Below are 24,495 nucleotides of genomic sequence, written 5' to 3' on the forward strand. Positions count from 1 at the left end.
TCGGAGCAGCGGTTCGGCGATCCAGAATGTGGCCCGAGCTGACTCCTCGCTGGGGCCCTTTCTTTGGCAAGTGACAGCCGAGTGGTGACGGCCACCGCACCGAGGCGCTCGATACACTCCGTCTATGACCGGGCTCACAGGCTCGGTTTGCCTCTTCCGACCCGCATGGAAGAGCGACGACGAGCGAGAAATTTGCTCAACTCCAGTACAAGCTCGGAATGAACGGAGCGCGCGCAAACGAGGCGCCGACTGACGCGCGACCGGCTTGACCGACCTCTTGCGTCGGAAGCGCCACCGACGCGCTAGCTCTCGTGGGATTGCGAGCCGCTCCGGGGACCGCTGTAATCGCGCGCATGAAGGACTATCCTACCAAGATCACGTTCGGCGAAATGCGCGAAACCGGCGCAAGACGCATCATCGTATATTGCGAAGACTATCGGTGTTCTCACAACGTCCAGATGGACGCGGCGAGATGGCTGGACGAGATGCGGCTGTCCGACCTCGAGCCGCGGTTCATTTGCACGGCCTGCGGTAAGCGAGGCTCGATCATTCGTTCGGTTGATGCGCCGCCAAGGATGGGCACTGGCGGCTGACAGGATCGCAGGTTTTTTCGCCAAAAGTTGCTGCGGCGCATCTGCCATTTTCCGGCATTGATGAGCAGGGCACGGGTCGTAGCTCTGCCTCATTCTTTGGATGACATGGTCAGTAAGTCAGCGCGGGGGGCAGGCGCGCGGGCGACTGGGCCCGGAGTGAAGCGCTTGCACCGCCAGCCGCGATCGCGCTCCTCCGGGCTGCGCTTCGCGTTGCAAGCGCCGCTTTTCGCTACGGTTCTCCGTTGAATAGCGCAATATGCGGCGTAACGTAGTCAAGCGCCAGACTGGCCCCGCCGCCCAGCGAGGCGTTGCCCCGGCTCGGCCGCCCACGGCCCCCAGCCAGCCGGGCTGGGGCAGCCAGCTCCATCAACTACGGAGATTAGGACGTTGCCAAAACAGCCGCAAAACTGCGCGTAGCGCGCCCACAACATGAGCTTCCGTTTGCCTAACTACCTCCACCGCGACGGTCGCCAGCCATCTTGCGCGCGCCGTTAGCTGGTTGAGCGGCGGCTTTGATCTGGATCATTCCGTTCCGCATCCGGGATCACCGCTGCGTCGGCCACGAGTATCCCGGCGTCGTTCCGGGCATTTCGTTTGCGCGCGGTGCCGCGACCAGCCGCATGCCAAGCAGCGCGAGCGGCGAGATGTCGGTTCGATGCTCGATGGGCAAGCCTTGCGCCTGCACTGACCACGCAAACCAGCTTTCATCGGGCTCGACGCTCAACAGGTCAGCCATCGTCTCGGCTTCGGCTTTCTGGCGCGCTTCGTGCGTCGAGGCGGCCTTGTCATCCGCTTCGCTGGCGGTCGCGCGCGGCGATCGCCTGCTCAATGCCGTGGGTGGAAAGGTTCACCTCCTCAGCGCAGTTACCGCGCACGAGGCGTCCTATTCCTTCTCGCATATCGACGTGAGTGTGGCGCGGCAGCACAATCTTGCCGCCTTGCCTTAGCGCGGCCCAGACCTACTCGTCGTCGGCAAAGGCGGGACCGGCCAAGATCGCCAGCAAACACACCAAACGAAGGAGGCGCGCAGCTACCCGACTGTTGAAGACTGTAAGCATGGGTAGGGATGCTCGGGTTCAACAAGAAGGGCCTAAGAGAAATCATGATTGCGCGAGTTGGAAGTCGCAAGATCACTTCTGCTCCCGCATTGTTGCTGCGGCGCGCACGCCTGATGGCGTCTCGCCGAAGTACCGGCGGAACATGCGATTGAAGTGAGAAACATCACCAAAGCCGACCCCAAACGCAATATCGATGATCGCCAAGCGCCGATGGTGCGGGTCAGTCAACATCGCGAAGGCACGCTCAAGCCGGCGTCCTGAAAGGTGCTCGGTGAACGACTTTCCGGTCCCCTCGTCGAGCAGTTTTTGCACGTATCTCCGCGACATGCCGAGCACCCCGGCGACACTGTCCAGATCGAAATTGGGATCGTTGAAGCGTCGCGCGACCACCGCCAGGATCGCCTGCAGCCTGGCTGCTTTCACGCCGCGGTCCGTAACAATGTTTGCAGCTTCGTCGGTCGGCCCGAGCGTCGCGGCCACGAGATCAAGGAGATGTACGCCGATGGTGGAGGCCAGTTCTGATGACGGAGGTTCCTTGAGGGTTGCGAGCGATCGCAGGTAGCAGCCCAGGAGTCTAAGCGCCGGTCCGGGACGCACCGGCCGACCTGATAGATCTTCCGGCTGCGCAACCAGAGACTTAAGGGCGGCAGCCTGCACGGTCACGTATCTGACTCTGGCACCACGCGGCCCAAATACTCGCAGCGGCCTTCCCCGGTCAATCAAACAAGCGGATCCGGCATCATAGACATGTTCCTGGCCAGCATTTGCAAATTTGACCGGTCCGGTCTCGACGATGTTCAGTCCGAATTGGTCACGGCTATCCTTGAGGTGGTGTTTGTGACGGATGAACTCCACCGGCGTGGCGACAACGCCACAAACGCCGACCGCGCCAAGCGGCAAGTAGGTGACGTCGATACGCGGGCGGCCGCCGCTGTGATCTATCACGTCCAATGCGAGGTTCAGCCGCGCAAACTCCTCACGGAACGTGGAGAACCTCGCGCGCTCCGGCAGCATCTCGGTCGACCATCGCAAAAGGTGAGATGATGTTGGCATCTCGACCTCCCACTTCGGGGCCCCCGCAAGAAATCATATCGGACGCGTTTCGCTGCATGTGTGAAATGGATTACAAAGGAGAGGTAGCCTGCGCGACATGATCGAGCGCGACGCGTTGCTCGCTGCACGCGATGAGTTGGCGCGCACCGCGCGCAGATTGTGGCGGCCAACGAGACCGCAGCTTCCTTCACTTGCGAGAACAACCAGCCTTTAGGCGCAATCGTCGCAAATGGCGGTGTCGGCTTGTTGCGCGCATAAATCGATCAGCGGCTGGAAGCAGCATAGTCGGCATTTGGCCCAAAGCGGACACGGCCCTAGTCAGGGCTCATGTCCGCTATTTGACCCGAAACGGGCATTGGTGGCGCACCGGCAACTTCCTGCCGTTCATTCCTCCGGCACCCCCGCCATGCGCATGCCCTCATACACACGCTCGCGGCCGGCGAGATAAGCCATATAGTCGCTCGCCGCGCGGGCTCGGTAGCCCAGCGATTGCAGCGGACGGCCCCCAAACCCAAGAGCTACTTTGCGCCAACGTTGTCCTCCAAGGTGTCAAATCCGCCAAGTTCAAGGATCTTTTCGAAGTCGCGAAGTGTGACGACTTGCCGCTTCAAATCAAGGATGCCTTGTTTTCGAAACGCCTGGAGGACCCGATTGACATGCACAACGCTTAACCCAAGCGCATCCGCCAGCTTTGATTGGGTAATCGGAAAGTCAAACTGATCGTTGGCGACCAACCCTACCGCTGCAAGTCGCTGGCGCAATTCCGCTATCAAATAGGCCATGCGTCCCGCTGCCGATCGCGTGCCAAGGTTCACGATCCACTTCCGGAACAGTGCAGCGTCCAAAAGCGTCTCACGCCAGAGTGCTCGCGTTAACATCGGGCGCGTATGAATAGTTCGCTCAAGCGACCCGTGATTGATAAAACCAATCCTCGCTTCCGAGAGCGTCGTCAAATCATGATCCATCCGCTTTATTGGCAGGCCCTGAAGGTCTGGCATGTCACCTGCGACGTGGAACGACAGGATTTGGCGCTTGCCAGTTTCGGAGACTTTGGACCGATACGCGAAGCCGCTCATAATCACGCAGCATTGTGTGCTAAGATCCCCCTCGCGAACGATAGGTGAATCTTCCGGCAGGGTTTTCGTTGGCGCCACGATGGACAACAAAGCCGCGACGTCTTCGTCCGGCAACTCGGAGTGCAGCCGCAACTTGCGTACCATCATCTCGAGGGGCATCTGAGGCTCCTTGTCAACCTTTCGGGACGGGGAGCCGTGGGGCCCCAATCATAGGACTAGGAACGAGCGTTGATGACAATAATTATCCCCCGAGCTTCAGCGCAATAGTTCCAATCACGATCGTCTGAAATGCCGCGGTATTTTTCACATCCAGCATCGGAAGCGGAATCCCGACGAAATCGGTATGGACCTTCCCGACATTGACGCCGCTTGGAAGGAAGCCACCGTCACTGCCGGAAAATACCTCCAGGACCTAGATGGTACGCTTAAGCCCAGCCATGAATGGCGGATGGAAATAACTGACGAGGCGGAAATCTGATTTGGGTTCTCCGCCTGTTGGCCGAACGGCACCGCCAAGGAATCAAAGCATAGGCCTATGCGCACCGTCTGGGTTGTCGCGGTGCCTATGCACGGTACCAATCACATGCGGTCCATTCGCGTGGTTGCCGCTAGGGGCGCATCACGCGCGCCCGACATTCAAGTCTAAACTAGGCCCCAGCTTGTGGTCCCCTCGCTGGGGCCGTTTCTTTGAGCAAAACGGAATCGGATTGGAGGATCCTACAACGTTGGGAACGCCCTCGAGATCTGTCCGTTGATAATTCGACTTGTTGGAGGACCCGTCCATGCAAGACGATTACGAGATCTTTCACGATTCGGAGCTTTGGTTAGCTGCTTTAGTCAGCTGCGGGCCAGCGTTTCTGATCGCGGCCATGATGATCGCATCGCTTATTCAGCCGCAGTTCCCGGGCTGACAAGCTATGAACCAGCCCGCAAAGCTGCGAGTACCAGGCAAAGTGCTAAAGATAGCAGGAGCAACTGTTCTGCTGGCGCTGTTGCTCATGGGTTTTATTTTTAGCGCGATATAGCTGCGGGCGGATTGCCTTGACCGATGGATGGTGGATGGACCGATAGCGGCCCGCTAGGCTTCGTGGGATTGCCGTCGGCAGCGAAGCGGCTGTAGTCGGCCCCATGAGCGACTACCCCATGAAGATCACGTTCCGCGAAATGCGCGAAACGGGCGCCACGCGCATCATCGTCTTTTGCAAAGACTATCGGTGCTCTCATAACATCCAGATGGACGCGGCGAAATGGCCGGACGAGATGCGGCTGTCGGATCTCGAGCCGCGGTTCATTTGCACGGTCTGTGGCAAGCGAGGCTCTATCATTCGATCGGTAGACGCGCCTCCCAAGATGGGCACCGGTTAATGGGAGTCGCTAGCAATCGCGGCATGAGGCGATGGCGGGTCCGGGCTGGAAAAGCTATGCCTCGAACTGCATATTTGGCGGGATGACCGCGAGGGACCATTTCAAGGCTTATTTAAAGTGCCCGCGTTGTGGGCTTACCGGCGCCGCCAACTTGGCCGAACTTGATGAGCCGAGCCAGACAACCATGGTGGAGCAGCTTCCACGAGGCTTTAAAGTCGTGAATCAGCCTAGCAATCTCGCTAGCATCGATCTGTTCTGCGAACGGTGCGACGTGTCAGCAATCACCACAGACAATAGACCAAATGACTAGCCATCCCGAACGTCCGTGAGATCGATCTCATCCAACTCGCGACACCGCGGCGGGGAGACGTAGCCGTGAACGCAGCCAAGGGGCGTGCGTTAGCGTTTATCACCGCCCGGATCAGTGGCTTCTATCGGTGATGAGACCGCCCGGTTAGCACTCCCGCCTTCCTCGAACAGGAAAGGAGCGCCCCATGGTCATCAAGCGGCGGCGTTTCAAACAACACCAACCCCTTCAAGAACGTCTGTGTGAGGAAGGACAGCGCCTGCGGGCGATGGCCACCGAACTGCCCGTTGGCGCGGCCAAGGAGGCGGCGCTCGAAAAGGCCCGGCAGATGGAAACCGCCTCACATGTAGACGAATGGCTTTCCTCCGCCGGCTCGCAGAGTCCGAAGTGAAGCGGACGAACCAGCGGCGTCCCATCATCGTAGACGTTGCAAGTCCCGACATTAAGCCCCGGGGAGTGTTCGCTCTCGACCTTGCCGACGATGAAACCGCGAGAATGGTGGCTCGAAAAATCGCCGCTGCAACCGGGCGGCGCGTGACACTTCGGGATGCTGACAGGATAGCGATAGAGACGGTTCCAGCCCCCAAAAGGCATTAAGCCCCGCGTCAGGAACCTGTTCTGCCTGCCTGCTTTGACAAGTAACGCAGTGAGGCGAACCATGACGCGCTATTATTTTGATCTGCGCGACGGTGAGGAGTTGGCCCCCGATGAGGAGGGCCTGGAACTCAACAGCATGCAGGCGGCGCAAATGGAGGCTGCTAAGTCGGTGGCAGATATGGTCCGGGACGTCGTGTATCAGTCTCAGCGCGTACACAACCACCGCATGGCGATAGAGGTCCGAGACGACAAGGGCCCTGTGATGCAGCTCAAGTTTACCTTCGAGATCGAAAAGAAATTGCAGTAAGGCCTACGCTTGATGGCGTTGAATCGGTTTGCGTTGGAGTGCATTGCAGTCGCCAATCGCCGAACTGCTCTGATCGTATTTGTGGTCGTGCTCGCGATTGCGCTTATCGCTGCGACCATTACGACGCTCGAGAACGTTCCTACGCGCGCGTTCAGCAACGAGACGCCCCCGTACGATCGGGCTGGCTCGGCGCAGCCGCCGTCTGATCTGGCGCCAGGCGCACCGCGGGTGTCGTCCGGCAACGTCGTCGCCAAGGCTCTCACGCCCCGCCCAGCAGCTTCCGCGCCCATCCGTTTTCCGGATCGGATAGCGCAGGTCAGCCCTGATCGGGCTTTCTTAGAAGAACGGTAGGTTCGCAGCCGCCGCGGTGTCGCATCACGCCAATGTCCAACTCGCCTGCACCGAGCTACCGGGCTTACTGCGTGGGGACTGACGGTCACATTGTTGGTCGTGAGGACCTGACCTGCGCCAGCGATGCGGAAGCCATCGCCCTGGCACCAATTTTACAGACAAGCGCGCGGTGGAAGTCTGGGACGGGGACCGCCTCGTGACCAAACTCGCACGTGCGAAACCTTCTAAATGAACAATTTGCGTCCTTTTTCGTATACGGAGAATGCTCAGGGAAGAGAAAGACAGCCGTCGGGGACTGGAGCGCGAGCTCGAAAGGGCGAAACGGCTTGCCGCGGTCACAACGGATCGCACGACCTATGAGCGGATACGCGATTTTGCCGAGGACATCCGGCAAAGGCTCCAGCGGTTAGTATCCCGCCGAGGTAAACAAGACGAGATCCGTGCACGCGCGCGTCAGCTTTGGCAAGAGGCGGGCCGACCAGCGGGCCGCGACTTGGATTTCTGGCTGCAAGCCGAGCGCGAACTCGCGGACGATGAAGCGATCGACGGGTGAGGCCGTAGCGTTTTGGAACTAGCGCATAGGACCGAACCGCCGGCTCGTCTTCGTAGTCACCGCGCCGAACAAGATGGCGGCAACGATAAGGTTGCCGTCTTGAAGGTCGCGATGTTGGCGGAGGCATCGTTTCAGGCGGCGCAGGCGATGCTCACGGAACGGCGGTAAGGCTGCGACTCTCATCGTTCCGGCTCCATCGGTGAGGGCGAACTAAAGGGAGGATCGGATGAAGATCGAATCCTGGCATCGACGGCATGCCGTCCAGCTGGCGGCGCAACTGCCGGACAAGGCTGAGGACAGCCTCATAATCCTCCGGCTGGCAACGGAGCTTGTGACGGACTTCCTCGCCGTTGATGAGCAGGGTAGGAAGTCGGCCCCGTGGTCGCTCTGATTGGGTGCAACGACGACTGCGCCTGATCGCGGTCCCGGCCGCTGTCTCAAGAAAATACGCCGCCGGTGTCAAAAATACACGCCCGACGGCGTTTCCTTCCTGAACTGGGACGCTGAAATCCCCAGCACGGTCTCAATTGCAGCGCCTATGCCAGATCGGCTCAAGCTGGCGGCGCCTGACGGCAATTGGTTAAGACGAAGCCGGACTTGCTACATTGCCACTCGCTGCCGAGCGCATTGCTCGAGACAGAATGGGGAGCGGCCATTGCTAGCAAGATGACGACACAGGACAGTGAGACCGCGGTTGCCGCGAAACGTGCCTTGCGCATCCACACTGAATTCATCATGGCCGTCGCTCCCTTCTGGTGCTGAACGACAGGCTGCGCGCGGTTTGTTTCTCGCTCGCTTCGAGACAACCGAAATGGTGTTTCGTTCACGCGGAGGCGTTTGGAGACGCCATTCGGCACATCATCGAAAAGTACGCCGCCGGGCCCGAAATGGTTTGTCCCAGCGGCGTTCATTCCTAAAACCTGGGCCCTGAAAATTCCCCCGGCGCCTTAACCGGCGTCGGGCTTTTTGTCATTCGAGGCGGTATTTTCGGCCGTTCGTGTTTGGGTCGGTATTGTCGCTAGACGAGAACATCAAGACTGATCCGAAATAGTTGGCTTCGTCTCGATAGAGCCAAAAGCGCCCAGCTCCTTTGTCGATGATTTCTTGCTGAGGAGTGTTCGCCGGTCCGAGCAAGCGGTCGTCTTCATAGAGATTGGCATTCTTAAGCGGGCTATCGAAGTGTTTGAAGGGCACCAAATACGCGTGCCCCTGATAATGACGCATCATGCCGCGGATACGGTGGTGCTCGATCGGGGTCGGAGGAATGAGGTAAAGGAGAGCACTCGACGCCAATGCAAAAAACGTCGATCCGATCACGACCCGATTGCTTGCAGATATCTTACGCCCCAACTTTTTCGGGCTCTTTATTGCGGGGCTTGCCTTCTGGGCCAAGTCCCTTGACCCCATAAAGCCGGTAGGAGTCGGTCAAGCCTTGTTCGCGTCCGTCCCGATACCCGGCTTGGTAAGCCCAGCGCGCGGAAAGACCGGCCAGCGCAACCAGCACGAGGAAGACAAAAGCGGTCAGCATGGGGGCGGGCCGACGATGCTAAAGGTTGAATCTGCGATCCAATATAACCGGTTGGGGGAAAGTATCCATCCCTAGAAACGCCGCAGGAGGACGATTAGTGTCCAGCTTGAACACTTATCGGGCCTCCGCCAAAGCTACACGATGCATCGCCGGATGCGTCCTGTTCTTCACCTTAATCCAGTGTGTGCACCGGCCGCCTCGATAGGGCCGATCCGATCGCTTGGACACCAGCCCCTAAAAACCGAACTCGCAGGTCTTGCGGAAAAGTTCCGGGCCGATCTCCCCTTACTCATAGTCCGACAGGAAGATGCCCTCTGCCGGCGCGCAAGGAGCCGCTGCAGGGTTCGTCTTGCGCATCGACAGCGGCAGATCCCGGAGGTCGTCACCGTCCAACACCAGGATGTCGAAGGCGATCATCTCCACGGCCGCATTGTGCTTGCCGGAATGCAAGGCGTTGAAGTCTGAATAGCCGTCACACCACGGACGATGGCCTCTTCGTCGATCACGAACTGCTTCTGGCGGCCGAAGCCGGTGGCGATCGATGCGATCGCGATCCCGGCGTAACCCCACCATGGCATTTCTGAAGTCTCAAGCGAGCCGCAGCGTGAGCTGACGCCGACCGCCGGTATGTCGATCCACGAAGGCCTCGAGCGCAGCCGGGATCTCGATCTGCTGCAGGTCGCATCGGCGCTGGATCTCGTGTGCGATGTCCTCGGAGACGTCCTCGCTCCAGCGCTCGGCGGTGTTGAAGCCGATCACCCGGATCGGGCTCGCATACTCGCCGGCCAGCATGCCCCGGATCACGGTCTCGAGGTCGGTCGTCTTGAGGTTGGCCTCGCGCCAGGCTTTGCCGATCGGGCCACCAGGTAGACGATCTGATCCGTCGAGGGAACGATCGAGGGTGTCCAAGCGGACCTACGCATGACGCAACTCCACGCAACTAACCCCCTTCGCTGGGGTCGCTGGTTAGCTGTTCCGGAGCGAATTCGGAACTTTCAGTCGTCAATCTCGCTTAATGACCAGGAGATCGTAGATCGAGCCTGTAAGATTTTTGAGCGGTATCCGATATCCGTCTTCGCCTTCGTGGTGGACAGTGTCTTGAGCCACGCGCTGGAAAGCACCTAGGTCGTTCGAACCATTTCCGGCGGGTTGGATTGAGAATGTACGATCATCGACGATTGTAGCGCGGTGCAGCCGCGATCCCTTACGAAGCTTATCGAAGTAGTGCATTCGCATATCTCCCCAGAGACAATTCCAATACCAAAAGCGGCAATCCCTTATTTGGTTCCGTTCCAGCGGAGGAACCAACTTTGCCAGACCGACTTCTGATGAAAAGGAGAGATTCATGGTCAATACACCAGAACGACGCATTGTTGAGACAACTATGGAAGCTCGGCAGGCGGAGCCAGGACCAAGTGTGCTGAAATTGCTAATCGCCAGCCTTGGCCTAGCCGCGGTAACCTTGGTGGTTATCTGGATGTTCTTCTTCCGCGCCTGAGCGGACACGCTGGAGTAGCCTGCTCACGATCTCCAAGTTTCTGAAAATGGCACGCGGCCCCCCATGTCGTGCCAGTTAGGCGTCACGTGCACTGCGCCGGCCACGCCGCAGACCTTGCAGACCAAACGCCAACCGACGCGCGACCATGGCTGATCCTGCGGTAGGTCGCCCAGCCGTACATCCACCATCCGACCGCAACCTCCGTGGCATTAGATGTTACAGCTAACGTGGCCGTTAGCGAGCCATTCCGCGGGGCTACCAGGCGGGAACGAGCGGCCGGACCATTTGGTATATCGACGCTGGTGCATGCGCCAATAATCGCGCCGCTCGCGAGCGGAGTGAAGCCGCTAGGGATCGCGGCGAGTGGCTGCGAGCGAACAAGGAATTGGTCAAGGGGCGTGGAGCGGCCCTTTCGATTCCGACCGTTTTGATTTGGCGCGCGGCCCAAACTAATAAGTCCCGGCGCTCTGGGGAGGAACGCCGGGACTTTGGGGCACTAAATGAATGCGCAAACTTGGGGGCTGAAAAACGCATCCACTGTTGCCCAATTTTCCCGACTTGGAATCGTTCCTAATCAGCGGCCTGTTTTGAAATGGCGAGTGGCCTAGTTCGGCCGCGGCAAACCGCTTGGCGATTTCCGGCGGGACCTCGATCGGCCCTCAGGTAATCGGCATCCCCGCCGCCACCCGAGCAGTACGGGTTTTCTTCCAGCAGTCGGGGGCGCCCTTGGCTGGAAGCTTGGGAATGAACGTTCTGTCGGTCAGATCGTTCCTGCAGCACGAACTCGGGAAAAAGTGGCAATTCCTGTCAGCGATGTTAGATTTGGAATCTCGGGTGTCACGCCCCGATTTTTGTTGATGCATAGGAAAAACTTGGCCCCGGCGCTTCAACGCTCTGGGGTTCTTTATTTTCACGACACCTTCTGGGGTAGCCCCCGCTAGCGCGGTACCGATTGCCACTTTCTCACGTTGCTATGGGGCAACACCGGTCAGAAATCTAGGAATTGCCGCTTCGTGGTGAGGTTCAGAATTGCAATCGTCGCGAGGGGCAACGAGGATTGGTTGGAGCGGTCGACCGTCACAGGTGGTCAAATGAGCAATCGTCTTATTTCCATTGTCTGCGGGAGTGGTTTGATCGTCGCAACAAGCGGGACTGTTTTTGCGGCTGATATGGCCGTCAAAACTCTTCCGTCAGCGCCGCCGCCTGCTATGTGGGATTGGTCCGGGTTCTATATCGGTGTAGGCGGCAGCTATAACTGGACCCATTTCGACCAATCGCTGCAGGGCGTATCCGGCCTCATCAGTGTATTTGATGCGGGGGTGCTAACCGCCCAAGGGCAAGAGGGTGGTCCCTTTTTCGACTTCAATCGAAACAAATCCGGTTTCGCCCCCGATGTTCAGTTCGGCTATATGCAACCGTTTGCCGGGGGCGACTGGCTGGCTGGGCTCAAGTTCAATTACAAATACGCAAACATCGACTCGAAGCAGAACGTGATTATTCCGCAGAATGGGGCCGGCACCGTAGTAAGCGGACCGAACGCCGGAATCTCTGGACCTATCACTGGGTTCTTGGCGATCAGCCCAGCGGAAATCAATCTCAGGCATCAGCTTTCGCTTATCGGCACCATCGGCCGGGCATTCGGCAATGTTACGTTATACGCCGGCGGCGGTCCGGCCCTGTTCGGCGTGGAGTCCAATTTTATCAATGGGATTCCCTTTGCCACCCAGTCGTTGAGAGGAACGTTCGCCACCAGCCTGCCGATCACCGTATTTAATCAGAATTGGGTGTGGGGCGGCGCGGCGCAAATTGGTACTACCTATTCCTTTGCCGGCGGCTGGTTCTTAGATTTTGCCTACACTTATGCGCGTTCCGCGAACTTCACCATCTCCGACACGGTCACTGTATTCAACCAGAATGGGACGTTGTCGACCTCCGGTTCTGCTGTCTTGAACGCCCAAGAGCGAGTCACCAACCAGTCCGTGACGCTAACACTCAATTATCAATTCCATTGATCTGATTAACGGGACCAGCACGGTTTTAAAGTCGCCGCCGCGATCGACGGGACCGGACCAGTAGCGGAGGTGACGAGCGGGCTTTCGACGCCAAGGCATGCGCCCATGATCGCGCCGATTACGCAGGGAGAAAAGCCGCTAGAGCGTTTTCCGATCACGTTGCGTCGTAACCAGCCGCGACGAGATAATTTTGACATTCCTCGGGTGAGAAGCGTTTGAGAGCGTTGGCGATTGCTTGCCAGAGATCGGGCATGGTGCGCGCTGCGGCGGCCCGCAACAGCGCTTTCAGTTTGGAGAAGGCCATTTCAATCGGGTTGAAGTCTGGACTGTAGGGCGGAAGATAGAGCAGGCTAGCTCCGACCGCCTGGATGGCCTCTCGAACGCCATGGACCTTGTGAGCGGGCAAGTTGTCCATGATAACGGTATCGCCCGGCCGCAGCGATGGGGCGAGCAATTGCTCGACGTAGGCCAGGAAAGCGTCGCCATCCATTGGACCGTCCAGAACAAGCGGCGCGATCAGACCGTCGGAGCGCAATCCAGCGGTGAACGTCGTCGTCTTCCAATGTCCGTGTGGGATAGCTGCACGACATCGCTCGCCGCGTGGCGAGCGCCCGTAACGCCGCGCCATTTTGGTGTTGGCGCTGGTTTCGTCGATGAAGACGAGACGCTCAGGGTCAAGGTCGATTTGCCCTTCGAACCACTCCTCACGTGCGGCATTTATATCGCCGCGCCGTTGCTCGGCGGCGTGCGCTGTCTTTTTTTAAGTGTGATCTTTCTGCGCTGGAAAAAACGCCAGAGCGACGCGATGCCAGTCGATATTCCACGACGTTTCAACAGTTCTCGCAACTCGGCAAGCGTGATATCCGGCCTCGCTGTCACCGCCTCCAGAATCAATTGCGAATGCGCTTCGATGCGCTGCGATTTGCGGTCACCGCCCTGGCGTTTAGGAACGATGTCGCCAACTTTCTTGAGGCGACCGCGCCAGCGGATCGCACTGGCCGCGCTGACACCAAAGCGCTCAGCAGCCTGTCGACAGGACATGCCACCGTCAATCGCGGCTACCACCCTTTGGCGAAGATCAACCGAAAGCGCCCTGGCCATACATGCTGGCCTCCCTCGCCAGCATGCAGCTTGAATCTGACTCGCGCCGTTTTGGGAATCCCCACCCGATTCTTTCCGGTCGGAAAATGCTCTAGCAATCGCGATGGTAACCGGCTTGCTCAACAAGCGATTGGTCAAGTCGCAATCGCCCAAGTTTGGCCGAAATGGCCCGCATGCTGGCACAAGCCATTCAAGGGGCTATCCGTTGTGTGGTTGAGCCTTGGTGGTGTCGTCCGGCAACGTCGTCGCCAAGGCTCTCACGTCCCCTCTAGTGGGTGTTGATGACGTCGTAGGAGGATGCGCCGCGGGCCTTCAGCCGCTCTAGCGCGGTTGGTCCGGATTTTCTTGCCACGTCGTCGAGTGCTCAGAAATCCACTTGGTAGCGTCGTGCTCCGTAACAAAACCCTTGATGACTTCCGTTTCGCCATCGGGCCACAGAATATCGATCCTCCAGCCGGTACCGGGATTTTTGCAAGCCATGAAAGCTGGTCGCTGCTCGATCATTGGGCGATTATGCTTCGAGGGGACACAGCTACAAGCCAGTAATCCTGCCCCACTTCGCTTTTTGACCCGTGATCCTATTGGGGTCCTAAATCCTCGATCTCCCGCCGATCCTTTCTTTGCCGGGAGTCAAGAAATCCTGGGGGCGCTGACAACTGGGGACGCGGCTCGGGACTTGGCTTAGTGGCTGGTTCGTCTTGGACTTTAGCCGGATGGCTGCGGCCGATCACGAGGCCAATCAGGCCGGACACTACCAGCACGGCTCCTGCGATGATGAGCCAGTGCGGTAATTCCAGCCATCCCATCGCGGCCTGGATCATATCCGCCCACTTCATTTTCGGTTTCGGTCGCGACGCACCTTCTGAAATTCCTCAGGCCCCTTGATGAGCTTGCGCTTGCGGCTGGCTTGATCGTCTGGGCTGGCCGTAGGGTCGGTCACTTTGTCAATCGCTTTACTTGCCAGTTCACGGGCTCGCTGCTTTGGGTCTTCGCGGCCTTGCTGGTCTTCGCGCTCATCGGGCAGTGGCTTGGTCGGTACGGTCAATCCTAGCTCGACCAGCCGGCGGATGGCTTCGGAGCGCCCTGGCTTGTCGTCTTGGCCGGCGGCCCAGCCGTCGACGCTGGATCGAAGAAGAGCCGATAGGCGAATGGCAGTTACAGGATCTTGGCCTGTGGCCGGGCGTCCTGGCCTTTTCCGTACTACGTTTTTCTTTGACGATTTCATAAAAACGTACTACGCTTATTCTGCTTGAAAAACAAGCGGCCTGCCTCGGTGTTACGAGCACCACGACAGGCCTGGGCCCAAACTATGAGGTGATTCATTAGGTTGATTCTGAGAATAGCATAGCTATGCCCGGCGCTGCGGCGTCCGCTGGCGCGCTCTACTTCAAGGCCGACGTTTCTCCCGAACAAATCTTCCAGGCCATAGGGCGGCTCCGCAAAGAGGCACGGGACGAGATAGACAGGCTAGTCTCGACAAGACCGACGACTACGTCTGCCGCGAGCTCGAGGACGATGGCGAGGATCCCTCGGCTTCCAAGAGGCGTTTCCAGGCCAAGGCCAAGGCCGGGGGGCAGCGGCGACGATCGCGAGTTAGATCTCGGCACCTTCAACCGCATGACCGACCAGCGGCATTCTTCGCGGCAGCGGCTCGGCGCGGAGCAGGTCAAAGTGGATGCTGAGCTAGACCGCGCTGACCACGAGCCCAGCTTGGGGGCAACGGAAACCCATCCAACAGCACCCGCGCGGATAGTGATCGGCCACAAGGGGCCGGGCACCTCAGCCACTCAATACAGCGACACCTACGCGAACCAGGAACACTGGGCATTGTCCGGCCGTGACGACCGGGAGCACGAGGACGACAACGGGCTTGGCGACCTTGACGGCATGGCGGAGCAGATCGGGACGGCTTGGGGAGGGATGCTATGGAAAGAACCGAAAGAGCAGCCCTGGCGCAGACGTCATGCGGTTCAGCTCGCTTGCCAATTGCCCGAGTATCAAGAGGACGCACTGCTCGTGTTGCGCCTAGCCGAGCAGCTTGTGACTGGCTTCCTGTTTGAGGCCGAACAGGATGTAGACACGTGGCCGATAATGTCGGTAGTGCACCGTCTTGAGCCGCGAGATCGGGTGTGACGTAGAATCCGCAAAAGTACGCCGCCGGTCTCAGAAAAACGTGCCCGGCGGCGTTCATTCCTTAAACCTGGGCCCTGAATATTTCCCAAGCGCGAGCAAACGTCAGTGCAGTGCCCAAGTTGCTATTTTTTCCCGCCGGGTCACGCTCGTGTGACGTGTTCACAGTAAGTGGAAGAGGAGCCGGCGCCAGGGCCCGCGCGCCAGGCTCCTCCCCGAAACGCGACCGCGTTGCGTCCCCATCGGTCCCGTCCCGAAGGAAGCGTGCGCCAATCGGGTTGCTCATTTGCTAACGGGTTCGAGGCGGCCGGCTAGGAACCTTTCGTGTTTTTCTGCCTAGGAGGTTCGGGCCAACTTTTCGTTGGCGGAGGTGGAAAGATGTTGAAGCGCTCCTGGACCGCCGAAGAAATCGAAAAGTTACAAGCTATGGCGGGCAAATTACCCGCTGGCAAAATTGCCGAGCAATTGGGCCGCGGTCCGATGGCCCATCGCAATGAAGGCGCACCAGCTCCAGATATCTTTGCGAACCAGCGGCGACCGTCCCCCGCCGCGAGTACCCAAAGAAACGGCCCCAGCGAGGGGTACAAGCTGAGGCCGAGTTGGGCACGCTAGGTTCATCGTCGGGTACCGCTGGCCGGCCCGAACCTGCGATAACTGTAGCCGTCCCGCCCATGTTCCAAATAGAAACGGCCCCAGCACTTCTGGGGGCTGGGGGGCCAGTGCTGGGGCCGTCACTTGATCCGCCGATTTGTCTCTTGGAGGTCCGCAGCTTCGATACTGCATCCCTCTCTGATCTTCCCGCAATAGCCTGCGTGCAACAGTGACCTCGTTTCCCGCTGCGAGCATTGGCCGGGCTGGGAATACCGTTGTTGCTGACCTCTCATCTCGCCGCTGTGCTGACCGGACTGGTCGTGGTCGGTGTGGGGACGTTCTTTGCGCAGGCGGCTGCGACCGGATTTGTCGGGCGTGCCGCGCAGAAGAATCGCGGTGTGGCGAGCGGGACTTAACTGGCATGCTATTTTTTCGGCGGGCTGGTTGGCACTGCGGTGCTCGGCCAACTATTTGATCGCTTCGGATGGTCGGTTTGCGTGGGAGGCATTGTGCTGCCGCTCGCGTTGGCGGCGGTCATGATCCTCTATCTGTGGAACAGGAGGTCGGTGGTTCAAGCCCACCCAACTGTACCAGCTAAATCAACAACTTGCCATAATCTTCGCTCGAAGCCAAAACTACTAGCTACCACGTAGCTACCACGGCGACGGAAACGCGGTCTGCTTCTAAAAGCAATCGTTCGCAATGACTGGGTCACAGGTTCGAGTACTGCTTGCGACTTCACTCAACCTGATGAATTGCTCTCGAGTCGTTGCGCGATTCGCGCCGGTGATAAGGTGAAGAGCGCAAGTCAGTCCCGTCGACCGACGGCAAGCGAATTCCCTACGCGGTCGTACCAGCTGATCGCGGCGGCCCGTCAAGGCAGCGTCCACCCGGTTTGCAATGCGCTATCGGTAGCGAGCCAACGACGTTCATGGAAAAGCAAGCCAGGCGAAAAAGATCGTGAGTTTCTTCGAGCGTCTAAAGACAGAAGCATCCGCTGAGTGGCGGGCCTACACCGAGCATCCCTTCACGAACGGATTGGCAGACGGCTCGCTCCCCGAAGCGGCGTTTCGTCACTACCTCGCTCAGGACTACCTGTTCCTCATCGAGTTTGCTCGCGCCTACGCGCTCTCGGTCTATAAGTCGCCCAAACTTGCCGACATGCGTGAAGCAGCTGCCGGCCTCTCGGCTATCCTTGATGTCGAGATGAATCTGCATGTGAAGCTCTGCGCCGGTTGGGGTCTGTCCCCGGGCGACCTTGAACAAACCCCTCCGGCGGTCGAGATGCTGGCCTATACACGCTACGTGCTCGACGTAGGAATGCGCGGCGATTTGCTGGCACTCAAGGTGGCGCTTGCCCCCTGCGTGATCGGGTACGCGGAGATCGCAACGCGGCTCTCCTCGCGACCCAATGCGGACGCTGCGACGAACGCCTATCGCGTTTGGATCGCCGAGTACGCTGGCGCGCCGTACCAGGAGGTCGCGGCGAAAGCGCGGGCGCACATGGAGCATCTCGCCGATCTCTACGCCACACCGGCCCGCGAGGCAGAGCTGATTGCGATCTTCAAGGAAGCCACCCGACTCGAGGCAGACTTCTGGGAGATGGGCTGGCGCGCAGGGCAGCGTGTTGAATAGGCCCTATCTGCGCTCGATCAGTACCGGCCGCGGCCGGTCTTTTCGTTTGGCGCGGCTTTTCTTGATTGTGCTGGCATCGGCTGGCCTAGTTTGTGTTCCTGAATCACGGATAGCTTCGGGGCGACCCGCACTCGGATGCCGGATTGTGGGCCCGAAAGTACATGAACCTGCAACCAGATCGTTATGAGTGGTCAGGCTGACCTGAGCGTGCAATCCGGCGAGGCGTTCTCCGCGCCGCAAGGGGATTGTGCATGATCCAATCCGTCTGCACTCATCGTAGGCAGGGCGAACGGCCCTTTGAGCGGAAGTAGCCGCGGTAGCGCAGAGCTTGGCGAAGCAACTCCAGCGCAGCTAGTGATCGGCATGCAGGGAAACGCTCCGGCCCCACCAGATCCAACGACAAAAGCTCCGGCCGGAAGGCGTGGGCGTGTTCTGCGGTGCCCGCTAAATTCGGAATTGCCACTACGGCTTCACCAGGATCGCGTCGACCATCCTGTTTATCGCTTCGCGCGCATTCAACCGCGCCTTCGGACTGGACTTAACCAATTGGAGAATGACATGACCGTGCACCTCAACCAGCATCCGATCGACGGTCTCCTCGATCGATAGGTCGCCGCGGATTTCGCCGAGCTCCTTGCCTTCCGTAAGAAGCTTGATCCAGAACCGGCGCTGTTTATCGAAGCGTTTGCTTTGAACCGTTTGGACTTCAGGGTCGCGGGTGCTCATTGCGACATAGTTTATCCAGAAATTCCACCAGCGCTCCTTGGGCGACTGCAATGCGTAGGATAAAGCAATGCGGCGAAGCTGGGCGGCTGGCGAGCCCTTATATTGATCCCAGTCATCCGGCAATTCATAACCAGCTTCCAGCGCGGCGGCGATCAACGCTTCCTTGCTACGAAAATGATACGTGATGGTACCCAGGCTTACCTTGGCAGCATCGGCAACTTGCCGCATCGTAAGGTTCTCTATCCCTGAATCCGCGATGAGGTCATACACCACGCCTGCAATGTATTTCTGTTGCAATTTTCCACGGGTTTCGGGCTGTGGCACCCGTTTGAGGGAATTGACGGCCATTTGCGATGTTACGCTCGTTCCTCAGGTGGGCACACTTAGCCTGTCAGTGTCGTGTGCGGAATAGCGTCCGCAATTCATTCTTGGTTACCTTGCCGGTGCTGTTTCTCGGCAATTGACGCAAGAACACCACGTGCTTCGGCTTTTTATAGCTCGCAAGCTCAGAGGCACACCATCGAATCAACTCGTCCTCAGTGAGGATAACATCCGCCTCAGGCTCAATGAACGCAGCAACGGCTTCTCCGTAAACGTCATCGGGCACGCCTACGACAGCGGCGTCGGCAACCCCGTTATATCGGAGCAGCACGTGCTCGACCTCTTTGGAGTAGATGTTATACCCGCCCGACAGCACCATGTCTTTCTTGCGGTCGACAATGTAAAGAAATCCGTCCTCATCGAAACGGCCGATGTCGCCTGTCTTGAACCAGCCTTCCTGGAAGGCGTCTCGCATCGCCTGCGGTTGATTGAAGTAAGTCCTGAACAGCAAGTACTGTCCGGGCAAGCCGCATCTCACCCAAATCTCGCCTGCTTCGCCGCTGTTGACCGTCCGCCCGTCCGGATCAGCGAGGCGCATTTCGACACCGGGGGTTACGCGACCGACTGAAGCCCCATGGTCGAATTGTTCGTCCGGCTTGAGCATTGCCAGCGACCCTGCCTCTGTCATCGCGAAAAATGAAAATATCTCAAGCGTCGGCAACGCTGAAAGTAAACGCCGCTTGATCTCAGCTGGAAAAGCCTCGCCCGTTGCGACCAGCACGCGCAATGAACTGAACCGGGTCGGTTCGGCCTCGATGACTGGCAACATCATTCGTCCGACGGTCGGAACGATCGAAATCAAACTGATCTTTTCCGCCTCGATCAGTTGCATCGCTTCATTCACGTCAAAGCGAGGCATAATATACAGCGTCGCGCCCAGCACTGCCATATTGCCGACCCGTGCAAATGCCGTGCGATGCGCAAGTGGCGTCGTCACGACGATGCGATCATCGGGCGACAGCTTCCAGTACATGGCGTTCAGGAAGCCGTTTCCAACGATATAGTTTGCCTGCGTGGTGATGACGCCTTTTGGGTGTCCAGTCGTGCCGGACGTGTAGGAAATCATGCAATCATCATGCTCGGGAGGTAGTTCGATTGGTTCCGGCTGACATGCGAGCATCGACGCAATAGAAAGTTCAGCCGAGCCGCCGGAAGGCCCGATCACGAAGCGGCGGACGACGGCTCCGCCACAGATATTCTCGACCACCGCACGCTCGTCTTCACTGAAGAAAACCGCAGCCGGCGTCGCGTCCGCAAAGATGGTCGCAATCTCGTTGGCTGACAATCGCATGTTGATCGGCATTGCCAGCGCGCCACTCTTCACAATTGCGAAAAAGACTGTGACGAACTCGCAGCAGTTGGGCAGGCACATTGCCACCCGATCGCCGATGCCAACGCCCGACTTGCGCAATGCCGTCGCTATACGATCGCTGTCCTCGTGCAGTTGACGAAACGTCACGCGGGTTTCGCCGCAGACGAGTGCAGATTTGTCGGGAAAAGCCTGCGCTTGCGCAGCCAGATAGGATGTAAGCTTCACGGCCCGACCCTTACAGGAGCGAAGTCAGGATAGACGGTGTCGTCGTCTAGCCGGTCCCAGCGAACCTCGACCGGCATGCCGATGGAAACTTCGTCCTCTGAACAATCGACGAGATTGCACAGAAACCGCACTCCCTCCGCGAGGTCGACATAGGCGCAAAGGTAAGGCGCCCGCGCCTCATGACCGGGCCAGGGCGAGCGCGTTACCGTCCACGAGTAGATTGTGCCCTTTCCCGAGGTCTCGCGCCATTCGATCGTATGTCGACCGGTATAGAGACTAATCGGCCGCGGATAATGCTGGTACCTTTGCGTCTGTGTGCAGAACTGCAGCATAAGCTTGCCGCGCTTAGCCCCGCTCCAAAACTCTTTGGTATCGAGATAGGAGCCGATCTTGGGCAGTGGGCGTTGGGGCTTGTTGTTATGTCCGATCATATCATTGCTCCAGGATCATCACGCCGGACGTGCACCAGTTGCGCGCATAGGGAATGCCGCCGATACCGGTCACCATGGCATTCTGAGTTCTCTTGATTTGACGCGGACCGCCGTCACCAAACATTTGCCGAACGGCCTCAACTAGATTAAGCCCGCCGCCCGCGAGTCCCGGTTGACCGGCAGATATCTGACCGCCTCCGGTGTTGAGCGGCAAATCTCCCTTGAACGTCATGTCCCGACTGAGGACAAAATCCGCACCCGCACCCTGTGAGCAAAAGCCGATCTGCTCAAGCTGCAACATGATGGCGATGATGAAATCATCATATGGATGAAACGACTGGATGTCCGAGGCTTTGAGCCCGGCCTGCTTGAGCGCCCGTGGACCGGCCTCGAGAAATCCGGAATCCATGATTTCAGTCATCGGCTCGGTCACCTTGTAGTGTGTCCTTTCCGCATAGCTTGTCGGATAGACCGCCTTGAGACCTCGCCTCGTCGCCTCTGCCGCGGACATCACCAAAACGGCATTCGCACCATCGCAGACCATGACGCTGTCCAGTACACGCAGCGGGTCCGAGACCAATTTCGAATTCAGATAGTCGCGCTCGGTCATCGGCTTGCGCAACCGCGGGCAGGCATTGTCATTCAAGATTGAATGCTGGCGCTGAGTGACCGCCAGCTTTGCCAATGCGTCCCTGTTCAGGCCGTAAAGGTGGTCATAGCGGCGCATGATCATGCCGAAGGCACCGACTGGTCCGCGCAAGCCGGTTGGATATTGAAACTCGTGGCGCTGTGCCCCCTGCTCCGGGGTCGTGCCACTGGATTGCGCGTCGGCTGCAAGGACCAACGCAATCGAGCACATGCCGCCGCGGATCGCCATTGCAGCCCGCGCTACGCCGCCGATGCTCGATACGCCGCCCAATCCCATCAGTTCGAGCCAGCTCGGCGAGATGCCCAGTACGTCAGCCATGTACTGCGCCCAAAATGGATTAGCGCTCTCGCTCATAGTTTCTGAAACGGAAAGCCCATCGATTTCAGACTTATCGATGTTAGTCCGGGCCAGGATCCCGTCGAGTGCGTCTCCCGCAAGCTCATAGGATGTCCGCCCGGTACGTACATCTATCTTCGTTTCTGAGTACCCTACAATCGCAACGTCTCTCATGGTGCCCTCTATACGTCGATGGCTAATCGTACATATGTACGAATGATCGTACAATCGTACAAATAGGAGGCGGACCGGTAGAGCAGGGGGCTCCTACCGCGGCGTGCAGTAGGCTCGGTTGTTCACCTTGCCCTCCCGTCGCGGTAGACGAATACGAGAGGTCGTTTTCTGCGTTTGACGGGTGTCCAGCTCGGATGAGGGCGCCCTGGCCCAGACGAGCAACCTAGTCTAAAGCCGGTGTGCCGAGTTCACCAAACTCCTTGAGGATATCGGAAACTTCGGCGCCTGCAGCGTCAGACAGCGGAGACTGTGGCTCAGCGGGCAATCCAACGTCGTATCCTTGCAAGCTAAGGCCATGTTTGATGCAGGCTGCTAGGTTGAACTTTGCGAAGACTTCGTTGACGCGCCATAGACGGCGTTGAAGATCTGCCGCGTCTTCCCAGCGCCCGGCGACTGACAGATCATAAAGTTTGACGCTCGTGCGAGGTAAGATGCAGGCCGGGCCTGCCATCCATCCCAATCCCCCCAACATCATGACGGAGAGGGGGATGTGGGAAGAGGCGGCAAAGATGCCAAGTGCAGGGCATCGGTTCATGATCGATAGGAGGCGCCCCGTATTGTTGGAGGCGTCTTTCACATATTGAATTTGGGGATGGTTCGCGAGGCGCTCGATAAGGTCAATCGAGATGTCGGTCTTCTGGAACTGGGGGTTTGTGTAGATTAAAAGTGGCAAGGCGACCGAATCCGCAACGGCAAGAAAGTAGCTTTCGATTTGCCTCTCATCCAACGGGAAATATGACTCCAGTACCAGGAGGATGCAGTCCGCTCCCAATTCCTTACAGCGCTTGGCTTGCCGGATAGCCTCGCGGGTCGTGGTGGCGGCGACGCCAGCGATAACAGGTACCCGCCCTTGGGCTGCATCGGCGGTGTATCGCACGACTTCGGCACGAGCTTCGGCATCCAGGTAAGCATATTCGCCAGTCGAACCAAGAGCTGCGAGCCCATGCACGCCGGTCTTGATCAGATCATCGCAAATGGCCTGTAACACGGGACCATTGACAGTCCCGTCGCTTCGAAGCGGCGTCGGAAGATAGGGAAACACGCCTCGATACTTCGTCATGAACCGCGCTCCACGCCAAGTGCATCTGCTGCTAGGTACATTCATGTTGACTATTCAGTCAACTGAGAACATCATGCGGCGGAAAGAATTTGCACCCCTGTGCTCTGCGGAGGGGGTGCCGAACAGAGGAGATAGTTTGCATGGCCATGACCATGAACGGCGAAGTCCAACTTCCGGCGTCCCGCGAGGCGGTATGGGCGAAGTTGAACGATCCCAGAGTGCTCAAGGCGTGCATTCCGGGCTGCGAGGAGCTTGAACCGACGGATGACGGCGGTTTTCGTGCGGTCGCCAAAATGAAGGTCGGCCCGGTGTCGGCCCGCTTCAGGGGGCGCGTGACGCTCAGCGATCTCGACCCACCCAACGGCTATAAAATCTCCGGTGAAGGTGAGGGCGGGGTCGCCGGCTTCGCCAAAGGCGGTGCGATGGTGGCCTTGGTCGAAAAGGACGGTGGCACATTGCTTACTTATAACGTCGAAGCCCAAATTGGCGGTAAGCTTGCGCAGTTGGGGCAGCGCCTGATCCTTGGCTCTGCCAAAAAGCTGGCAGATCAGTTTTTCGGCAACTTTGCCAAAGAAACATAAATCTAAGACATTTGGTCAGCGATTCACGCACTCTACAAGCCCGACTTTCTCCGAGCCGATGCAGGGGATGGCTGGGATCGGCGCAGTGACTATCGGCTCAGGTGAGACTACCAGCGTGCATCCATGTTGACTAAACAGTCAACATAGATTAGAGGATGTAGACAAGGTCGTCGGCTGCGGTCGGCTTGTCCATCTGAGACGATATTCGATTACGTTGGACGGTGCCCGCCGACGCTAGACGAAACCATGATGTTTAAGACAGGAGAACTAGATGGCTACGGCAAGGCACGCTCGCTCGAAGGAGCTTCAATCAGCTTCGTTGGAACAGATCATGGATCGATATGTCGCGCGTTACGCCGACCGCCACGCGGATTGGGCGGCGTTCGAAGACGCCAAGATCGAGGGATTCAAGCGTGCGCAACATCGTTTCATCGGCGCCGGCGGCTCGGGCAAGCACAACGACACCTCTGCCATCCCGCCAGGAAATTTCACCCTGTCGATCATGTTTGTGCCTCCCGGCCAGGGCAATGCCGCTCACACGCATGAGGTCGAAGAGGTGTTTTTCGTCCTCCAAGGGCACCTCGATGTCTTCGTGCAGGACGACGACGGTCGCAAGATCAGCAAGCGCCTCGGTCCATGGGAATGCATTTCCTGCCCCGCCGGCGTGATCCACGGCTACGATAACAACAGTCTAGAGCCGGTCTATTTCCAGGTCATGCTCGGTCGCGCCAGGCCGGAAACGATGGGCTATGCCGATGACGAGCTTTACAAGCGCCGCGATGAGCATCTGAAGGCATCGTAGCAA

General features: G+C 58.6%; 28 protein-coding genes and 1 pseudogene. 15 read left to right on the forward strand and 14 right to left on the reverse strand.

What is annotated here, in order from left to right:
* The first annotated feature begins 1,105 nt into the window (after positions 1-1,105).
* Positions 1,106-1,540: a hypothetical protein gene (locus WDM24_RS05125; RefSeq protein ID WP_166299023.1), complete on the forward strand. Its 435-nt coding sequence runs from the start codon at positions 1,106-1,108 to the stop codon at positions 1,538-1,540.
* A gap of 183 nt (positions 1,541-1,723) precedes the next feature.
* Here WDM24_RS05125 and WDM24_RS05130 read toward each other — a convergent pair whose 3' ends face one another.
* A complete protein-coding gene (locus WDM24_RS05130; RefSeq protein WP_166299022.1) occupies positions 1,724-2,704 on the reverse strand; it encodes a helix-turn-helix transcriptional regulator in 981 nt (326 codons plus the stop codon).
* Positions 2,705-3,222: 518 nt separating this feature from the next.
* The gene (locus WDM24_RS05135) at positions 3,223-3,939 is read right to left on the reverse strand and encodes a Crp/Fnr family transcriptional regulator (protein ID WP_166299021.1); all 717 of its coding nucleotides are present in this window, start codon (positions 3,937-3,939) and stop codon (positions 3,223-3,225) included.
* 184 nt (positions 3,940-4,123) lie between these two features.
* Between WDM24_RS05135 and WDM24_RS05140 the strand changes: the two genes are divergently transcribed.
* From WDM24_RS05140 to WDM24_RS05170, 7 genes are all read left to right on the forward strand, one after another.
* Complete coding sequence (locus WDM24_RS05140) at positions 4,124-4,258, forward strand: DUF6894 family protein (RefSeq protein ID WP_338830637.1); 135 nt, start codon at positions 4,124-4,126, stop codon at positions 4,256-4,258.
* A 304-nt stretch (positions 4,259-4,562) separates the two neighbouring features.
* Entirely contained in the window at positions 4,563-4,691 is a 129-nt protein-coding gene (locus WDM24_RS05145; RefSeq protein ID WP_338830638.1) for a hypothetical protein, read from the forward strand.
* A gap of 232 nt (positions 4,692-4,923) precedes the next feature.
* Complete coding sequence (locus tag WDM24_RS05150; RefSeq protein WP_338830639.1) at positions 4,924-5,145, forward strand: hypothetical protein; 222 nt, start codon at positions 4,924-4,926, stop codon at positions 5,143-5,145.
* Positions 5,146-5,639: 494 nt separating this feature from the next.
* Positions 5,640-5,843: a hypothetical protein gene (locus tag WDM24_RS05155; RefSeq protein ID WP_338695714.1), complete on the forward strand. Its 204-nt coding sequence runs from the start codon at positions 5,640-5,642 to the stop codon at positions 5,841-5,843.
* A 267-nt stretch (positions 5,844-6,110) separates the two neighbouring features.
* A complete protein-coding gene (locus WDM24_RS05160; protein ID WP_165124165.1) occupies positions 6,111-6,356 on the forward strand; it encodes a DUF6894 family protein in 246 nt (81 codons plus the stop codon).
* Positions 6,357-6,969: 613 nt separating this feature from the next.
* Positions 6,970-7,260 (forward strand): DUF2934 domain-containing protein, encoded by a 291-nt coding sequence (locus WDM24_RS05165; protein ID WP_338695808.1) that lies wholly within the window; start codon positions 6,970-6,972, stop codon positions 7,258-7,260.
* Positions 7,261-7,486: 226 nt separating this feature from the next.
* Positions 7,487-7,651 carry a hypothetical protein gene (locus WDM24_RS05170; protein ID WP_166299019.1) on the forward strand — a complete coding sequence of 55 codons (165 nt, stop codon included), beginning with the start codon at positions 7,487-7,489 and terminating at the stop codon, positions 7,649-7,651.
* Between the two features lie 578 nt (positions 7,652-8,229).
* Here WDM24_RS05170 and WDM24_RS05175 read toward each other — a convergent pair.
* The 5 genes from WDM24_RS05175 to WDM24_RS05195 all read right to left on the reverse strand — a co-directional run bounded on the left by WDM24_RS05175 (position 8,230) and on the right by WDM24_RS05195 (position 10,018).
* Positions 8,230-8,577 carry a hypothetical protein gene (locus WDM24_RS05175; protein ID WP_166299018.1) on the reverse strand — a complete coding sequence of 116 codons (348 nt, stop codon included), beginning with the start codon at positions 8,575-8,577 and terminating at the stop codon, positions 8,230-8,232.
* A 22-nt stretch (positions 8,578-8,599) separates the two neighbouring features.
* Entirely contained in the window at positions 8,600-8,788 is a 189-nt protein-coding gene (locus WDM24_RS05180) for a hypothetical protein (protein ID WP_166299017.1), read from the reverse strand.
* 285 nt (positions 8,789-9,073) lie between these two features.
* Positions 9,074-9,361: a hypothetical protein gene (locus WDM24_RS05185; RefSeq protein WP_166299016.1), complete on the reverse strand. Its 288-nt coding sequence runs from the start codon at positions 9,359-9,361 to the stop codon at positions 9,074-9,076.
* A gap of 15 nt (positions 9,362-9,376) precedes the next feature.
* The gene (locus WDM24_RS05190) at positions 9,377-9,697 is read right to left on the reverse strand and encodes a hypothetical protein (RefSeq protein WP_338695812.1); all 321 of its coding nucleotides are present in this window, start codon (positions 9,695-9,697) and stop codon (positions 9,377-9,379) included.
* Between the two features lie 93 nt (positions 9,698-9,790).
* Complete coding sequence (locus WDM24_RS05195; protein ID WP_338695814.1) at positions 9,791-10,018, reverse strand: hypothetical protein; 228 nt, start codon at positions 10,016-10,018, stop codon at positions 9,791-9,793.
* 115 nt (positions 10,019-10,133) lie between these two features.
* Here WDM24_RS05195 and WDM24_RS05200 point away from each other — a divergent pair, with 115 nt between their 5' ends.
* Entirely contained in the window at positions 10,134-10,286 is a 153-nt protein-coding gene (locus WDM24_RS05200; RefSeq protein ID WP_338695816.1) for a hypothetical protein, read from the forward strand.
* Positions 10,287-11,377: 1,091 nt separating this feature from the next.
* Positions 11,378-12,298 carry a hypothetical protein gene (locus WDM24_RS05205; protein ID WP_338830640.1) on the forward strand — a complete coding sequence of 307 codons (921 nt, stop codon included), beginning with the start codon at positions 11,378-11,380 and terminating at the stop codon, positions 12,296-12,298.
* A 154-nt stretch (positions 12,299-12,452) separates the two neighbouring features.
* Here WDM24_RS05205 and WDM24_RS05210 read toward each other — a convergent pair.
* Both WDM24_RS05210 and WDM24_RS05215 read right to left on the reverse strand, forming a co-directional pair.
* Positions 12,453-13,399 (reverse strand): IS630 family transposase gene (locus WDM24_RS05210; RefSeq protein ID WP_166081867.1). Its coding sequence is split into 2 segments (ribosomal slippage): positions 12,453-13,060 and positions 13,060-13,399, totalling 948 coding nucleotides; the frame shifts between segments, so codons are not numbered across the junction.
* Positions 13,400-14,231: 832 nt separating this feature from the next.
* Complete coding sequence (locus tag WDM24_RS05215; protein ID WP_338830642.1) at positions 14,232-14,444, reverse strand: hypothetical protein; 213 nt, start codon at positions 14,442-14,444, stop codon at positions 14,232-14,234.
* Between the two features lie 572 nt (positions 14,445-15,016).
* Here WDM24_RS05215 and WDM24_RS05220 point away from each other — a divergent pair.
* From WDM24_RS05220 to tenA, 3 genes and pseudogenes are all read left to right on the forward strand, one after another.
* Positions 15,017-15,532 carry a hypothetical protein gene (locus tag WDM24_RS05220; protein WP_338830643.1) on the forward strand — a complete coding sequence of 172 codons (516 nt, stop codon included), beginning with the start codon at positions 15,017-15,019 and terminating at the stop codon, positions 15,530-15,532.
* Between the two features lie 839 nt (positions 15,533-16,371).
* Positions 16,372-16,671 (forward strand): annotated as a pseudogene (locus WDM24_RS05225) (MFS transporter); the annotation flags it as partial.
* Positions 16,672-17,080: 409 nt separating this feature from the next.
* Positions 17,081-17,755: a thiaminase II gene (gene tenA, locus WDM24_RS05230; protein WP_338695824.1), complete on the forward strand. Its 675-nt coding sequence runs from the start codon at positions 17,081-17,083 to the stop codon at positions 17,753-17,755.
* Positions 17,756-18,217: 462 nt separating this feature from the next.
* Here the strand turns inward: tenA and WDM24_RS05235 are convergent, their stop codons facing one another.
* The 5 genes from WDM24_RS05235 to WDM24_RS05255 form a co-directional block, all read right to left on the reverse strand.
* Positions 18,218-18,829: a TetR/AcrR family transcriptional regulator gene (locus WDM24_RS05235; protein ID WP_338695828.1), complete on the reverse strand. Its 612-nt coding sequence runs from the start codon at positions 18,827-18,829 to the stop codon at positions 18,218-18,220.
* Positions 18,830-18,872: 43 nt separating this feature from the next.
* A complete protein-coding gene (locus tag WDM24_RS05240) occupies positions 18,873-20,399 on the reverse strand; it encodes a class I adenylate-forming enzyme family protein (RefSeq protein WP_338695830.1) in 1,527 nt (508 codons plus the stop codon).
* Positions 20,396-20,830: an OB-fold domain-containing protein gene (locus WDM24_RS05245; protein WP_338695832.1), complete on the reverse strand. Its 435-nt coding sequence runs from the start codon at positions 20,828-20,830 to the stop codon at positions 20,396-20,398. The genes WDM24_RS05240 and WDM24_RS05245 overlap by 4 nt, the downstream gene beginning before the upstream one ends.
* A 1-nt stretch (position 20,831) precedes the next feature.
* Entirely contained in the window at positions 20,832-21,989 is a 1,158-nt protein-coding gene (locus WDM24_RS05250; protein ID WP_338830644.1) for a thiolase family protein, read from the reverse strand.
* A 223-nt stretch (positions 21,990-22,212) separates the two neighbouring features.
* Positions 22,213-23,109, reverse strand: a complete 897-nt coding sequence (locus tag WDM24_RS05255) for a dihydrodipicolinate synthase family protein (RefSeq protein WP_338830645.1) — start codon at positions 23,107-23,109, stop codon at positions 22,213-22,215.
* Positions 23,110-23,249: 140 nt separating this feature from the next.
* Between WDM24_RS05255 and WDM24_RS05260 the strand changes: the two genes are divergently transcribed.
* Together WDM24_RS05260 and WDM24_RS05265 are read left to right on the forward strand one after the other, a co-directional pair.
* Entirely contained in the window at positions 23,250-23,690 is a 441-nt protein-coding gene (locus tag WDM24_RS05260) for a carbon monoxide dehydrogenase subunit G (RefSeq protein ID WP_338830646.1), read from the forward strand.
* Between the two features lie 331 nt (positions 23,691-24,021).
* Complete coding sequence (locus WDM24_RS05265) at positions 24,022-24,492, forward strand: cupin domain-containing protein (RefSeq protein ID WP_338830647.1); 471 nt, start codon at positions 24,022-24,024, stop codon at positions 24,490-24,492.
* The last annotated feature ends 3 nt before the right edge of the window (positions 24,493-24,495 follow it).

Origin of the sequence: Bradyrhizobium sp. 27S5, assembly GCF_037217225.1 — a bacterium.
GTDB lineage: Bacteria > Pseudomonadota > Alphaproteobacteria > Rhizobiales > Xanthobacteraceae > Bradyrhizobium > Bradyrhizobium septentrionale.

Coding starts and splice junctions, on each gene's coding strand:
- WDM24_RS05220 (WP_338830643.1), top strand. CDS start 15,017: ATGACCGACCAGCGGCATTCTTCGCGGCAGCGGCTCGGCGCGGAGCAG.
- WDM24_RS05165 (WP_338695808.1), top strand. CDS start 6,970: ATGCTCAGGGAAGAGAAAGACAGCCGTCGGGGACTGGAGCGCGAGCTC.
- WDM24_RS05145 (WP_338830638.1), top strand. CDS start 4,563: ATGCAAGACGATTACGAGATCTTTCACGATTCGGAGCTTTGGTTAGCT.
- WDM24_RS05235 (WP_338695828.1), bottom strand. CDS start 18,829: ATGGCCGTCAATTCCCTCAAACGGGTGCCACAGCCCGAAACCCGTGGA.
- WDM24_RS05265 (WP_338830647.1), top strand. CDS start 24,022: ATGGATCGATATGTCGCGCGTTACGCCGACCGCCACGCGGATTGGGCG.
- WDM24_RS05170 (WP_166299019.1), top strand. CDS start 7,487: ATGAAGATCGAATCCTGGCATCGACGGCATGCCGTCCAGCTGGCGGCG.
- WDM24_RS05180 (WP_166299017.1), bottom strand. CDS start 8,788: ATGCTGACCGCTTTTGTCTTCCTCGTGCTGGTTGCGCTGGCCGGTCTT.
- WDM24_RS05255 (WP_338830645.1), bottom strand. CDS start 23,109: ATGACGAAGTATCGAGGCGTGTTTCCCTATCTTCCGACGCCGCTTCGA.
- WDM24_RS05140 (WP_338830637.1), top strand. CDS start 4,124: ATGGACCTTCCCGACATTGACGCCGCTTGGAAGGAAGCCACCGTCACT.
- WDM24_RS05150 (WP_338830639.1), top strand. CDS start 4,924: ATGAAGATCACGTTCCGCGAAATGCGCGAAACGGGCGCCACGCGCATC.
- WDM24_RS05245 (WP_338695832.1), bottom strand. CDS start 20,830: ATGATCGGACATAACAACAAGCCCCAACGCCCACTGCCCAAGATCGGC.
- WDM24_RS05205 (WP_338830640.1), top strand. CDS start 11,378: ATGAGCAATCGTCTTATTTCCATTGTCTGCGGGAGTGGTTTGATCGTC.
- WDM24_RS05250 (WP_338830644.1), bottom strand. CDS start 21,989: ATGAGAGACGTTGCGATTGTAGGGTACTCAGAAACGAAGATAGATGTA.
- WDM24_RS05260 (WP_338830646.1), top strand. CDS start 23,250: ATGGCCATGACCATGAACGGCGAAGTCCAACTTCCGGCGTCCCGCGAG.
- WDM24_RS05185 (WP_166299016.1), bottom strand. CDS start 9,361: ATGGTGGGGTTACGCCGGGATCGCGATCGCATCGATCGCCACCGGCTT.
- WDM24_RS05155 (WP_338695714.1), top strand. CDS start 5,640: ATGGTCATCAAGCGGCGGCGTTTCAAACAACACCAACCCCTTCAAGAA.
- WDM24_RS05200 (WP_338695816.1), top strand. CDS start 10,134: ATGGTCAATACACCAGAACGACGCATTGTTGAGACAACTATGGAAGCT.
- WDM24_RS05135 (WP_166299021.1), bottom strand. CDS start 3,939: ATGCCCCTCGAGATGATGGTACGCAAGTTGCGGCTGCACTCCGAGTTG.
- WDM24_RS05195 (WP_338695814.1), bottom strand. CDS start 10,018: ATGCACTACTTCGATAAGCTTCGTAAGGGATCGCGGCTGCACCGCGCT.
- WDM24_RS05130 (WP_166299022.1), bottom strand. CDS start 2,704: ATGCCAACATCATCTCACCTTTTGCGATGGTCGACCGAGATGCTGCCG.
- WDM24_RS05160 (WP_165124165.1), top strand. CDS start 6,111: ATGACGCGCTATTATTTTGATCTGCGCGACGGTGAGGAGTTGGCCCCC.